This window comes from Rathayibacter sp. AY1E2, assembly GCF_002932325.1.
Taxonomy (GTDB): Bacteria; Actinomycetota; Actinomycetes; order Actinomycetales; family Microbacteriaceae; genus Rathayibacter.
The window spans coordinates 50686-63906 of sequence record NZ_PSVO01000012.1; the positions used below are offsets into that span (position 1 = coordinate 50686).

The following is a 13221-nucleotide window of genomic DNA, read 5'->3' on the forward strand; positions in this document are numbered from 1 at the left end:
CGGTGCAGGGAGGGGGTCAGTCGGCGATGGCGGGGGCCCCGGGGTCGAGGCGGGCGCCGCGGGTGGAGCGGTACCAGGGCGCGAGGCGGTCGGGCGAGACCGCGACCATCGCGGCGCCCGTGAATCCGGCGTCGTTGCCGAAGCGGGCGGGGACGATCTCGGTGCCGATGTCGAGGAAGCGGGCGAACTCGTCGAAGACGTGCGCCGCCGCGCCGCCGATCACGAACAGCTGCGGCGAGAGCAGCATCTCGAGGTGCCGGTAGTAGACGCTGAGGCGACCCGCCCACTCCTCGAGGGTGATGCCCTCGCGGCGGACGGCCGAGAAGCCGACCTTCGGCTCGAAGTCGGGACCGTCGATGTGCAGGTGACCGAGCTCGGAGTTGGGGATCACCACGCCCTCGTGGACGAGCGCCGTCCCGATACCGGTGCCGAGGGTGGTCAGCAGGAGGAGGCCCTCGCGTCCGCGCATGGCCCCGAACTCGCGCTCGGCGACTCCTGCCGCGTCCGCGTCGTTGACGACGACGACGTCGACCCCGGTCGCCTCCGAGAGGAGGGCCTGCGCGTCGAGCCCGACCCAGCGCTGCGAGACGTGGGTGGTCTGGCGGACGACGCCGCCGCGGACGATCCCGGGGAAGCCGACGCCCACGGGCGTGCCCGCGATCGGCGAGACGTCGCGGACGATGCCGGCGATCGCCTCGGCGAAGTCCTCGGGCTCCTTGCCCAGCGGGTTCGCGACCGCGAAGCGCCGAGCCGCCCGCTCGCCGGTGGTGACGTCGACGAGGGACGCCTTGATCGACGTCCCCCCGATGTCGACGCCGACGGCGAAGCGCGGGAGGAGGCCGTCGTGGGGCTGGGTCACGGATGCTCCGTCTGCAGTGGTGGGCGAGCGCGGGGACTCGCGAAAACGGTCGGCCCGTCGGATCCGGGATCGCGACGAGCCGAAGGCGATTCTACGAGCCGTCAGGTGCGCGCGGGCTCCGAGAGGGCGCGGAGGACGAAGTCGATCACCGGCTCGTAGAGATGGACGGCCAGCCCGTCGTCGATCGGGACGACCACCTCGATCGAGCCCTGCGCCTCGGCGACGAACACCGCCGGGTCGTTGCAGTCGGCGATCGCGATGACCGGCAGCCCCCGCCGGCCGGCCGCGCCCGCGAAGCCGTGGTCGGCGACGACCAGGTCGGGGCGGATGCCGAGCTCGTCGAGGCGGTCGAGCAGCGCGTCCATCGGCTCCGGCGAGTGCGTGTGCTGCAGCCCTCCCCCGCGGTAGACGCAGGTGACCCCGCCGGTGCACCACAGAGCCTGGTGCTCGTCCGCGAGAGGCACGCGGATCCCGTCGGGGGCGGCGAACGGGAGCGCATTCACGTCGATCACGCGAGCGCCCCGTTCCGTCGCGGCAGCAGCGAGGCGGCGGTAGACGTCCATCAGGGTCGCCGGGTGCGCGGTGGCGAACAGGAGGAGCGCCCCCTCGCGGACAGCGGCGGCGAACCGGTCGCGGTAGCGGGCGAGACCCGCGACCGTCAGGCGGGCGTCGATCCGGTCCTGCCCGCTCTCGAAGGAGGGGTCGGTGCTGATCCCCACGCGCTCCCCCATCAGGGCGAGCAGGCTCTCGAGCGTCCAGTGCTCGGCCACGTCCACCCCGTAGAGGTGCGCGGGCTCGCGGGCGGCGAGGCCGCGGAGGTTGCCGAGGTTGCTCGCGCGGCCGGTGAGGACGTCCCCGGCGAGGAGGGAGGAGTCGAGGTACGCCTCGAGCTCGGAGTCGGGACGCGGCATGCGGGACCTCTCGATCGACGGGGAGCTCCCAGGCTACGGGCAGTTCAGGTGTTGACATCCGATCCGTCGCCGATATATCGTTACTGCATCGCCGACAGATCGGAAGCAGCCGCTCCCGACGGGCGACCGGATCCGATCGAAAGGGATCCCCTCACGACAGAGAGCAGCACACCCATGAACTCCAGGACCTTCTTCTCCGACGACCGCCGCGACTCCTGCGACGGCGACCACTCCTCCCGCCACGAGCACCCCGGCCGCGGACAGCGCCGCGGACCCGGCGGTCACGGCCGCGGCTTCGGGCCCGGCTTCGGCTTCGGCCCGGGCTTCGGCCCCGGCTTCGGCGGCCCCTTCGGCCGCGGCGGAGGACGCGCCCGACGCGGTGACGTCCGCGCGGCCCTCCTCTCCCTCCTCTCCGAGAAGTCCTCGAACGGCTACGGCCTGATCAAGGCCATCGCCGAGAAGACGAACGGATCGTGGCGTCCCAGCCCCGGCTCCGTCTACCCCACCCTCCAGCAGCTCGTCGACGAGGGCCTCATCACGGCCGTCGGCGAGGGCCGCGGCACCGAGTACCAGCTCACGGACGCGGGCGGCACCTACGTGCGCGAGCACGCCGACGAGCTCGACGCGGCCTGGGAGGCCACTCCCGGCGCGAGCGACGCCGATCGCGCCTTCATGGAGAACGTCGGCAAGCTGATGGGCGTCGTGCAGCAGTTCCGCGGAGCGACCGAGGCGCAGCGCGCCGCCGCCTCCGCCAAGCTCGACGAGACCCGTCGCGCGCTGTACCTCATCCTCGCCGACTGACCTCGGCTCCCCTCCCGCGATCCGTCGCGGGAGCCCCCGGACGGACGGGACCCCCTCGCCTCGGCGACGGAGTCCCGTCCGTTCCGTCGTCTCCGGAGCCGGCGCCTCAGCGGGCGGCGGACAGGCGCGCCAGGCCCTCGTCGAGGGTGACCGACGGGCTCCACTGCAGATCGGCGCGAGTGCGGCGCTGGTCGAACCAGTGCGCGGTCGAGAGCTGCTCGGCGAGGAAGCGGGTCATCGGCGGCTCGTCGGCGCCGGGCCGCACGGCCCACGCGCGCTCGACGAGCGAGCCCGCGGCGCGGGCGACGGAGGGGGGGACGGACCAGCGCGGCGGCTCGACGCCCGAGGCGCGGCAGATCCCGGCGAGCAGCTCGGCGACCGGGCGCGGCTCGCCGTTGGTGACGACGTAGGAGCGGCCGTGCACCTCCTCCGCCCGCCCGAGAGCGGCGACGATCGCCGAGGCGGCGTTGTCGATGTAAGTGGAGTCGATCAGCGCCTGGCCGTGCCCGAGGAGCGGCAGCCGGCCGGCGCGCGCCCGCTCGACGATGCGGGCGACAAGCTGGGTGTCGCCCGGACCCCAGACCAGGTGCGGGCGCACGGCGACCACCGCGAAGCCCGGGGCGTCGGCCGCCAGCGCCAGCAGCTCGGCGCGGGCCTTGGTGCGCGCGTAGTCGCCGCGGGCGCGGTCCGGATCGGCGGGCTCGGCGTCGTCGCCGGTGATCGAGGAGCCGGAGTGGGCGACGGAGGGCGACGAGATCTGGACGAAGCGGCTCACACCGGCGCGGGCGGCGGCGGCGAGCAGACGCCGGGTGCCGTCGATGTTCACGCGGTCGAAGTCGCCCGGATCGCCGGCGAGCGAGACCTTCGCGGCGAGGTGCACGACGCCCTCGGCCGCGTCGACCGCCTCCTCGACCGCGCGCGGATCCGTCAGCGAGCCCCGCGCCTCCTCGACGCCCGCGACCCCGGAGGGCCGGCGCTGGAAGGTGCGGACCTCGTGCCCCTGGGCGACGAGGCCCGCGGCCACCGCACCGCCGAGCAGGCCGCTCGCGCCGGTGACCAGGACCCTCACGGAGCCACCATCCGGCCGCCGGCGAGCACGCCCTCGGCCCAACGCGAGAGCGCGGCCCGGTCGATCTTGGAGTTGTGGCGGATGTCGGTGGGCAGCGCCGGGACGACGAGCACCGCGGCGACGGGCCGGCCGACGGCCGCGCGCACCTCGGCGGCGAGGGCCTCCTCGGCCAGCACCACGCGGCGCGCGCCCGAGCGCAGCTCGACCACGGCGACCAGCTGCGCGACTCCGCGCGGGCCGGCTCCGACGATCGCGGCGCGGGCGACCGAGGCCACGCGCGCCTCGATCCGCTGCTCCGGTCCGACCGGCGTGACCACGCCGTCGGGCGTGACGACGACGTGCGGCATCCTGCCCTCGACCCAGAGGCGGCCGGCGGAGTCGATCCGCCCGACGTCCCCGGTGCGGTGCCAGCGCTCACCCGGGACGGCGCCGATGCGGGCGGCGCGGTCGGTGAGCCAGAGGCGCTCGTAGTGGTCCTCGACGTGACCTGCCGAGACGACGATCTCGCCGGTCGTGCCGGTGATCTCCTCCGGCTCGTCCGCGGCGCGGCCGTCGGCGTCGAGCGGGGCGATCCGCAGCCGGACGCCCGCGGCGGGCACGCCCACGCAGACGCCTCCGCGCGGATCGTCGTCGGAGGCGGCCTCGCGGATGCCCTCCAGCGACGCGTCGGTGAGCAGCAGCCCCTCGGTCATGCCGTAGGGAGTGCGGGCGGAGGCGTTCGGCATGAGCGCCTGCGCCTCGCCGAGCAGTCCCGCCGAGACGGGGGCCCCGGCCGAGAGGAAGGTGCGCACGCCGGCGAGGGCGCGGTGGTCGTCAGTGTCGAGCGCGCCGGCGGTGGCCACGACGTTGGCCAGTGCGGCCGGCGAGAGGAACAGCACGGTCGCGTCGACCCGGGCGGCGGCCGCGGCGACGGCGGCCGCGGTGAGCGTTCGGGGCGCGGTGACGTCCATGTCCGGAGTCGCGGAGCGCGTGCCCAGCGCGGGGCCCAGCAGAGCGAACGGCGCGAAGCCCGCGACGAGCCCTGTGCCCGGTCCGATCCCGTACTGGCGGGCGAGCGCGTCGCGGACGCCGGCGAGCTGGCGGTGCGTGTAGACGACGCCCTTGGCGGGGCCGGTCGAGCCGGAGGTGAACAGGATCGCGGCCACGGCGTCGGCGGCGGGCGCCTCGCCCAGCGCCTCCGGGTCGGCGGCCAGCTCGGCGCGGCCGAGCTCGATCAGCTGCCCGAGCGAGGTGTCGACCCCGAGAGCCGAGGCGGAGGCGCGGGGCAGGGTCTGCGTCGAGACCCGGCCGCCGGGCCAGCGGAGGGCCCGCGCGACGGCGAGGCCGGGCAGGGCGCCGACCACCAGATCCGGCCAGGCGCCGCGGACCGCGCGGGTGAGACCGCGCAGGCCCAGGCCCGCGTCGGCCACGACCACGACGGCTCCGATGCGCAGGCACGCGTAGAGCAGCGCCGTCAGGTCGGCGCCGGGCGGCACGAGGAGCGAGACGCGGTCGCCCGGGGAGACGCCGGAGGCGCGGAGCCCGGCGGCGAGCTCGCGGACCCGCTGCGAGAGCAGGCGCCACGAGACCGAGCGGGGCCCGCCGCCTCCGGGAGGCGCCATCTCGACCAGGGCGAGCGAGTCGTCCTGCGCGTTGCGGTCGAGGTGCGCCCAGAGCGGCTCGACCGGCGCGGTCGGGCGGCGGACGTCGGGGGCGGGGTCGCCGCCGAACGGCTCCTCGCCGTCGGAGAGGTCGCCCAGCCAGGTGAGGACGGCGGACGAGTAGTCGACGTCCTCGGTCACCAGGTGGCCCGCTCCCTCGTAGCGGTGGACCTGCGCGTGCGGGAGGCGGTCGACGAGGTCGTCGAGGTAGCGGTCGGAGAAGATCGGGTCCAGCGGGCCCCAGAGCATCAGGGCCGGCGTCGTCAGGGCGCTGACGCCCTCGGCGATGCGCTGCAGCTCCGGGTCGCTCGGGTGCGCGGAGTCGACCGGGATGTCGGCGACGAAGCCGCCCACTCCGCCGCGGCGCGACGCGGACCGGTAGGGCGCGCGGTACCCCTCCTTCACCGCGGAGGGCAGGGCGGGGTGCCCCAGCGCGAGGGTCGTCTCGAGGAAGGCCGGCGTGCCGACCGTCGAGGCGCCGAGCACGCCCGAGGCGAGCGCGAGCCGGAGCGGGGCCGGGATCGGCTCGTCCGCGCTCTGGTGGATCGCGGTGTTCAGGAGCATCGTGGCGCGCAGCTGCTCCGGGTGGTCCACCGCCCAGCCCAGCGAGACGACTCCGCCCCAGTCGTGGCCGAGGGTGACCACGTCGTCGAGGCCGAGCACGTCGGTGAGGTTGGCGAGCTCGCGCACGCGGTCGGCGAGCGTGTGCAGGGCGCCGGTCCGCTCGGAGAAGCCCATCTCGAGCTGGTCGACAGCGACCACCCGCCATGCGGGGCCTCCGCGGCGGGCGGACTCGAGCGTGGCGGCCGCGAGGCGGCGCCAGAGGTAGGACCAGGTGGGGTTGCCGTGCACGCAGAGGACGGTGCCGACGGGCTCCGTGCCGAGGGCCTCGCCCGTGTCGAGCAGGTGCCAGCGGCGCGGCACGCCCTGGGCGTCCGGAGCGTCGACGAGGCGCGACCACGCGGGATCGAGCCCGTCGAGCCCGGCCGGGGGCAGCTGCGCGGCGGCCGTGGAGCCGAGCGCTCCGCGGATCCGCTCGGCCGGGTGGGGCGCGGTCACCAGGCGATCTCGAGCATCGCGGTGTTGATGCCCGAGCCCACTCCGATGAGCAGCACCCGGTTGCCGGGCTGCAGGGTCTCGGCCTCCTGGGCCAGGGTGATCGGGATCGACGCCGGGCCGACGTTGCCGAGGGTGGGGTAGGTCGTGGGGACGCGGCTGCGGTCGATGCCGACGGCCTTCACCAGGGCGTCGGTGTGCACGTCCGACACCTGGTGCGTGATGTAGCGGTCCATCCCGCTCCAGTTCCAGTCGCGGGTGGCCTCCTTCCACGCCGAGAGGACGAGCTCCATGCCGCCCTTGAGCAGCGCCTTCGCGTCCGTGAACATGCCGTCGACGCTGCCGACGCAGAGCTCGTTGAACTGCGTGGCCGCGCGGGTGATGCCGCCGAGGATGCGGTGGCCCTTGGGGTGCTCGTCGGCCGGGCCGAGGACGGCCGCGGCGGCGCCGGAGCCGAGGGTCAGGCTCGCGAACTCGCTCATGAAGTCCTTGCGCTTGACGCCCTCGCGGCTCAGGCGCTCGATGGTGTTGACCTGGATCTCGTCGGCGTCCTCGCCGTCGATGATGAGCGCGTAGCGGATCTGGCCGGAGTCGATCAGCTGCGCGGCGAGGGTCATGCCGTTGACGAAGCCGAGGCACGCGTTCGCGATGTCGAAGTTGATGGCCGACGAGGGCAGGCCGAGCCCGTGGTGCAGGCGCACGGCGACCGAGGGCTCGAGGTGCTTGCGGGTCACCGACGTGTTGATGATCAGGCCGATCTGGTCGGCGCGGACGCCGGCCTCGGCGAGAGCGCGCTTTCCCGCGTCGATCGCCGCTCCGTCGAAGCCCTGCTCGGTGCCCCAGTTGCGGCGCTCGTGCACTCCGGCGACGCGCTGGAGGAGCCCGGTGGGGAGCCGCAGGCGCTTGAGCGCCGGAGCGAGCCGCGCCTCGATCTCGGCCGAGGTGGTCACGCGCGGAGCCAGCGTGGTCGCGACGGACAGCAATGCGACGTTGCGGTGCGTGGTCGTTGCGTTTCCGTCCAACGGAACTCCCTGTCGAGTTGTCGATCCTGGCATGTGCCTCCGTGATTTTACGCTGTCGTTCAGGCTGCGCTTCCTGGACGCCCGCTGGGCGGTCGCGGAACGCGTCCTCGGCGGCCGGGCGGGGGCTCCTCCCCCGGAACGACGGGCGAGGAGCCGCCGATGCCACACGCGACGCGCGGTGTCAACCCACCCGCCGGGGCGTCAGGTCCCCATCGCCCACGGCTCGCGATCGCCGCGGAGGCGGGCGGCGAGCGCCATCGCCTGCTCGTCGGTCAGGGTCGCGACGTAGTCGACCACACCGCGCCCCCGGCCGAGCCGCTGCAGCGCGGCCGGGTCGGAGGTCGGCCGGCCGCGCTCGTCCGACGGGAGCCAGTCGGGGTGGTCGGCGCGCAGGCGGAAGTAGCCGTCGGTCGCGAGCTCGATCAGGTCGAGCAGCTTCTGCGGAGCCCGCGAGCCGTCGCGCGGATCCTCGAGCCAGGCGTCGAGGTGGGTCACCAGCGTCTCGAGCACCTGCGATTGGCCGCGCTGGTAGGTGGCGAAGTCCGGCCGATCGATCACGAAGCGGGTGTGCACGAACTTCAGCACGGCCACGTCGTGCCAGGCGTCGGGGAGGAGGGAGAGGTGGCCCGAGCGCACGTTCGGCTCGGCGAGCACCACCACGGAGCGCTGCAGACGGCCGATCCAGGAGGAGACGAAGGCCTCGATCGCGCGCTCGGTGCGCGTCGATCCGTCGAAGGGGAGCGCGAGGAGCCCCTCGACCAGCTCGGTCGACACCCGCTCCACGGAGGCGCGGAAGTGCTCGTCGCTCGCGATCCACGGGTCGCGGGCCACGAGCCTCCGGCGGAGCATCTCGAGCGAGTGCCCGGGGGCCCGCGCCCACAGCTCCTCGGCGTCGAGGGCGGCGAGCGCGTTCTGCTCGCGGAGGAACGCGCGGAACTCCACGGCGACGGCCGCCTGCTGCAGCACCCCCGCGCGGTAGAAGTCGTCGAGGTCGTGCAGCGAGTAGGCGATGTCGTCGGCGACGTCCATCACCGAGCACTCGAGGGTCTGCTGCCAGGGGGCGATCGCGGCGAAGCCGGAGCGGGCGTCGAGCAGGTCGTCGAGGTCGAGCGTGTACGCCGAGAACTTCGGCGGTGCGGTCTCCCACCGGCTGGCGGTCGAGCCGCGGGGCAGCTCGGTCGGGTCGGCGGAGTCGATGCCGGGGCGGTGGACCGTCCGCCCCCACGGGTACTTGAGCACGGCGGCTCGGGAGGCGGCGGTGAGGTTCAGCCCCACCTCCACCGTCTCGCAGACGTCGAGCTCGGAGAGGATCCGGAACGACTGCGCGTTGCCCTCGAAGCCCTCCGCGAGCCCCAGCCGCTCGCGCGCGAGGCGGTCGAGCGCCTGCTCGCCGAGGTGGCCGAACGGAGGGTGGCCGAGGTCGTGCGCGCTGGCCGCGGCCTGCACGACCACCGGGTCGCAGCCGCCGAGCCGCTCGACCAGCTCGCGCTGGGCGGGATCGGTGGTGGTCAGCTGCATCGCGATCGCGCGGGCGACCGCGGTGACCTTGATCGAGTGCGTGAGCCGGTTGTGCACGACCTGGCCGACGCCCGAGGGCGAGATGACCTGGGTCACCGCGGAGAGTCGGGCGAAGTACGGCGAGAAGCGGATCCGCTCCAGGTCGACGCGGTACTCGGGGTACTCCTCGCCGGTGGCGAACCGGTCGACCGGCTCGGGGATGCGCCGGTCGCGGCGGTGGTCGTGCGGGGCCGAGGCCCGCGGGGCCGTCGTCTCGGGGAGTGCCGGCTCGCTCATGGCTTCACCCTAATCAGGGGCGCGGGGGCGGAGGGACCGCGCCGCTCCGGCGGCCGGTGTCGCTGCTCCGCCGAGACACCGCGTCCGCCGGCGAGGCACCGCGGGGACGGCGGCGCCTCGGGGAGCGCAGGGACACCTCGGCCGTGGCCCGGGGGCGGGGCCGGCGCCTCGGCGGACGCCGGGACGCCCCGCGGCAGCCCGGCCGACGGGCGAACAGAAGACGGGGGGCGCGGACTCCCGTCAGGCGGACTGCTCGCGCGGAGCGACGGCGAGGTGCACGGCCGCGGCGACGACCGCGCCGAGGACGTAGGCCGCGATGTCGAGCCAGGAGAAGGTGGTGCCGACGACGAGGCGGAGCGGCGCCCACAGCTCGACCAGGCGCGCTGCGACTCCGATCGCCTGCAGCTGCTCCATCGTGATCGACCAGGCCAGCGCGATCCCGGCAGCCGTCACGCCCGGGATGCGCGGCAGGAGCACCGCGATCAGCAGCGCCACCAGGAAGACGTAGGCCACTCCGCCGGCGAGGTCGGCGAGCAGCCCCGTGAGCACGAACCGCAGCGCCAGGCCCAGGCCGAGCACGGCGACGGCCGCGAGGGCGAAGCGGAGCCGCGCCTTCACCGGGCACGCTCCTCGAGGGCGCGCTGGAGGCGGTCGAGAGCGAGGAGGAACGTGCGGTCGTCGGCCACGCGCCAGCCGAGGGCGGCCGGGGCGGCGACGACCAGGGGCACGAGGACGGTGCGCGGGCGCCGCCTCGCCGCACGCAGGACGGCGGAGGCGGGCGGCGGGGCGAGGACCGCCAGGACCAGTGCGCGGACCCGGTGGGCACCCGAGGGCGAGGTGCCGACGCCCACCGAGACGATCCGATCCCACTCGGCGATGCGCAGGGCGTCCGCGCGCTCGGCGGCGAGCTCGAGTCCGTCGCGGCCGACGGCCAGCACCGCGGCGGCGGCGGCCGGAGCGGCGGAGGCGGGTGCCGCGATCCGGCGCAGCGCCCGGGCGAGCTCGGGAGTGCGCAGGACGGCGAACCCCTCGGTGACGGCGGCGAGCGCCGCCAGCCGGCGCTGCCGCTCCGGGGCGGCCTGACGGACCCGGGCCCGGACGGCGGCCGGGGCGGGCAGGGGCGCGGCGAGCAGCGCCGTCGGCTCGAACCGCGTGCGCGGGGGCAGCGGGACCGCCGGCGGCGTGCGCGGCGGGGGCTCGCCCCAGTGCGGCGTCGATGCGGGATCCATGCGCCCCTCCCTCCTCGCGCGGCTCCGAGCCGCCCCTGAGATCATCCCTCCTCCGCCCTCCCGCCTTGCCGAGAGGGCTCGGCGGGCTTACCATGGAGTACCCCCCGGGGGTATGCCGCGACCGGCGTGCCGACCGGACGCCCACCGGGCCGATCGACCGGATCGGACCGGACGCACGACACAGGAGGACCCATGAGCACCAGGATCGACCTCGGCCTGACCGCGAGCGGATCGACGGGAGGCTGCGGCTGCGGCGGAGGCGGCGCCTGCGCGTGCGGCGGCCACGGCGGCGCCGGCCGCTCCGACGCCGGCCACGCGGCGCAGGGCTCCCTGTCGGCCGCGTCCGTGCAGAGCTTCGGCGTCGCGGGCATGACCTGCGAGCACTGCGTCCGCAGCGTCACCGAGGAGCTCGCCGCCTACCCCGAGGTCTCGGCTGTCGACGTGTCCCTCGCCCCCGACGGGGTCTCGACCGTCACGGTCGGCTCCTCCCGGCCGCTCGGCCGCGAGGAGATCGCCGCCGCCGTCGCCGACGCGGGCTACCGCCTCGCTCCCCTGAGCTGACGTGGCCGAGACCACCGGCACCCCGCTCGAGCTCGCCATCGGAGGGATGACCTGCGCCTCCTGCGTCGCGCGGGTCGAGAAGCGCCTCGACGCGCTCCCCGGCGTCCACGCGACCGTCAACCTCGCCCTCGAGCGCGCGACGCTGACCCTCCCGCCCGGCACGACTCCGGCCGACGCGATCGCCGCCGTCGAGGCCGCGGGCTACAGCGCGTCGGTCCCCTCCATCGGCGAGGCGGCTCCCACGGAGGAGCAGGAGGAGCAGAGCGACGACGACCGCGAGCGGCGCGCCCTGCGCACCCGGCTCCGCGTCTCCGCGCTGCTCGCCGTGCCGGTGGTCCTGCTCTCGATGATCCCGCCGCTGCAGTTCGCGAACTGGCAGTGGCTGTGCCTCGCCCTCGCCTCACCGGTCGCGGTCTGGGGCGCGCTCCCCTTCCACCGCAACGCCTGGCGGGCGCTGCGGCACGGCTCCACCACCATGGACACCCTGATCAGCCTCGGTGTCAGCGCCTCCTTCGCCTGGTCGGTCTGGGCTCTGTTCCTCGGCGACGCGGGGCGGCCCGGCATGAGCATGCCGTTCGAGCTGCTGGGCAGCCGCTCCGGCCACGACGAGATCTACCTCGAGGTCGCCGCCGCCGTCCCCGTCCTCGTGCTGGCCGGCCGCTACCTGGAGGCGCGGTCGAAGCGCGACGCCGGTGCGGCACTCCGGGCGCTCCTCCGCCTCGGCGCGAAGGACGCCGTGCGCGTCGCCGCCGACGGGCAGGAGGAGCGCGTGCCCGCGTCCTCGCTCGCCGTCGGCGACCTCCTCCGCGTGCGCCCCGGCGAGACCGTCGCCGCCGACGGCACCGTGCTCGAGGGCTCGAGCGCGATCGACGCGAGCATGCTCACCGGCGAGAGCGTGCCGGTCGAGGTCGGCCCGGGCTCGACCGTGACCGGCGGAGTGCTCAACGCCCACGGCCTGCTCTCCGTCCGCGTCGACCGCGTCGGCTCCGAGACCACGCTCGCGCGGATGGGCCGCCTCGTCTCGGACGCGCAGGCCGGCAAGGCGCGCGTCCAGCGGCTCGCCGACCGCGTCTCCTCCGTCTTCGTGCCGGTCGTGGTGGTGCTCGCCCTGGCCACCCTCGCCGGCTGGCTGATCGCCGGCGCCGACCTCGCCGCCGCCGTCTCTCCCGCCGTCGCCGTCCTCGTCGTCGCCTGCCCGTGCGCGCTGGGCCTGGCCACCCCGACCGCCGTCCTCGTCGGCACCGGCCGCGGCTCCCAGCTCGGGATCCTCCTCCGCGGGCCGGAGGTGCTCGAGGCCGGGCGCGGGATCGACACGGTCGTGCTCGACAAGACCGGCACGCTCACCACCGGCGCGTTCCAGGTCGTCGAGTCCAGCGACGACGAGAGCCTGCGGTTGCTCGCCGCCGTCGAGCGCGGGTCGGAGCATCCGCTCGCCGCGGCGATCGTGGCCGGGGCCGCGCACCTCGACGTCCCCGAGGCGACCGGATTCCGCTCCAGCACCGGGTTCGGCGTGCGTGCCCGGGTCGAGGGCCGCCTGGTCGTCGCCGGCCGGCTGCGCTGGCTGGAGGAGCAGTGGGGCTTCGCGCCGGGCGGTCTCGCCGAGCGCGCCGAGCGAGCGACCGCCGAGGGCGGCACCGTCGTCGGCGTCGGCTGGGAGGGGGCGCTGCGCGGCTTCGCGGTCCTCCGCGACGAGCCGAGGCCGGAGGCGTCCCGCACCGTCCGCGCCCTGCGCGAGCGGGGCCTGCGGGTGATGGTGCTGACCGGCGACAACCCGCGGGCGGCGCAGGCCGTCGCCTCGGCCGTCGGCATCGACGAGGTCGTCGCCGAGGTGCTGCCGGAGGAGAAGCTCGCGGTGATCGAGCGCCTCCGTGCGGAGGGCCGCCACGTCGCCTTCGTCGGCGACGGTGTGAACGACGCCGCCGCGCTGGCCGCCGCGGACGTGGGGATCGCGATGGGCGCCGGATCGGACGCGGCGATCGAGGCGAGCGACATCACCCTCGTCGGCGACGACCTCGGCCGGGTGCCCGACGCCCTGCGCCTCGGGCGCCGCACCCTCGCGGTCATCCGGGGCAACCTCTTCTGGGCCTTCGCCTACAACGTGGCCGCGATCCCGCTCGCGATGGCCGGACTCCTGGGGCCGCTCGTGGCCGGCGCCGCGATGGCGTTCTCGAGCGTCTTCGTCGTGCTGAACAGCCTGCGGCTGCGGTCGTTCCGCTGAGTCCCGGCGGGCCGTCCGGAGTTCCCTCGCGGAGCTCTTGACGGCCCGCCCGCGGATGGCG

11 protein-coding genes are annotated in these 13221 nt (G+C 75.5%); 3 read left to right on the forward strand and 8 right to left on the reverse strand.

Annotated features, from left to right (window positions below):
- Positions 1–16: 16 nt before the first annotated feature.
- Both C5C49_RS10325 and C5C49_RS10330 read right to left on the reverse strand, forming a co-directional pair.
- On the reverse strand, positions 17–859 hold the full coding sequence (locus C5C49_RS10325; RefSeq protein ID WP_258061252.1) for an ROK family protein: 843 nt from the start codon (positions 857–859) through the stop codon (positions 17–19).
- A 101-nt stretch (positions 860–960) separates the two neighbouring features.
- A complete protein-coding gene (locus C5C49_RS10330) occupies positions 961–1770 on the reverse strand; it encodes a phosphatase (RefSeq protein ID WP_104346109.1) in 810 nt (269 codons plus the stop codon).
- Positions 1771–1944: 174 nt separating this feature from the next.
- Here C5C49_RS10330 and C5C49_RS10335 point away from each other — a divergent pair, with 174 nt between their 5' ends.
- Positions 1945–2571 carry a PadR family transcriptional regulator gene (locus tag C5C49_RS10335; RefSeq protein ID WP_104224185.1) on the forward strand — a complete coding sequence of 209 codons (627 nt, stop codon included), beginning with the start codon at positions 1945–1947 and terminating at the stop codon, positions 2569–2571.
- 106 nt (positions 2572–2677) lie between these two features.
- On the opposite strand, the gene C5C49_RS10340 is transcribed toward C5C49_RS10335, so the two are convergent.
- From C5C49_RS10340 to C5C49_RS16995, 6 genes are all read right to left on the reverse strand, one after another.
- Complete coding sequence (locus C5C49_RS10340) at positions 2678–3640, reverse strand: NAD(P)-dependent oxidoreductase (protein WP_104346110.1); 963 nt, start codon at positions 3638–3640, stop codon at positions 2678–2680.
- A complete protein-coding gene (locus C5C49_RS10345) occupies positions 3637–6339 on the reverse strand; it encodes an alpha/beta fold hydrolase (RefSeq protein WP_258068436.1) in 2703 nt (900 codons plus the stop codon). Before C5C49_RS10345 ends, C5C49_RS10340 begins: the two co-directional genes overlap by 4 nt.
- The gene (locus tag C5C49_RS10350; protein ID WP_104225938.1) at positions 6336–7391 is read right to left on the reverse strand and encodes a 3-oxoacyl-ACP synthase III; all 1056 of its coding nucleotides are present in this window, start codon (positions 7389–7391) and stop codon (positions 6336–6338) included. The genes C5C49_RS10345 and C5C49_RS10350 overlap by 4 nt, the downstream gene beginning before the upstream one ends.
- A 168-nt stretch (positions 7392–7559) precedes the next feature.
- The gene (locus C5C49_RS10355) at positions 7560–9152 is read right to left on the reverse strand and encodes a deoxyguanosinetriphosphate triphosphohydrolase family protein (RefSeq protein ID WP_104224182.1); all 1593 of its coding nucleotides are present in this window, start codon (positions 9150–9152) and stop codon (positions 7560–7562) included.
- A gap of 240 nt (positions 9153–9392) precedes the next feature.
- Positions 9393–9770, reverse strand: a complete 378-nt coding sequence (locus tag C5C49_RS16990; protein ID WP_181135751.1) for a DUF2809 domain-containing protein — start codon at positions 9768–9770, stop codon at positions 9393–9395.
- Positions 9767–10381 (reverse strand): hypothetical protein, encoded by a 615-nt coding sequence (locus tag C5C49_RS16995; RefSeq protein WP_181067801.1) that lies wholly within the window; start codon positions 10379–10381, stop codon positions 9767–9769. The genes C5C49_RS16990 and C5C49_RS16995 overlap by 4 nt, the downstream gene beginning before the upstream one ends.
- A gap of 192 nt (positions 10382–10573) precedes the next feature.
- Here C5C49_RS16995 and C5C49_RS17375 point away from each other — a divergent pair, with 192 nt between their 5' ends.
- Positions 10574–10942 (forward strand): heavy-metal-associated domain-containing protein, encoded by a 369-nt coding sequence (locus tag C5C49_RS17375; protein ID WP_104233449.1) that lies wholly within the window; start codon positions 10574–10576, stop codon positions 10940–10942.
- A gap of 1 nt (position 10943) precedes the next feature.
- Positions 10944–13160 carry a cation-translocating P-type ATPase gene (locus C5C49_RS10370; RefSeq protein WP_258068437.1) on the forward strand — a complete coding sequence of 739 codons (2217 nt, stop codon included), beginning with the start codon at positions 10944–10946 and terminating at the stop codon, positions 13158–13160.
- The last annotated feature ends 61 nt before the right edge of the window (positions 13161–13221 follow it).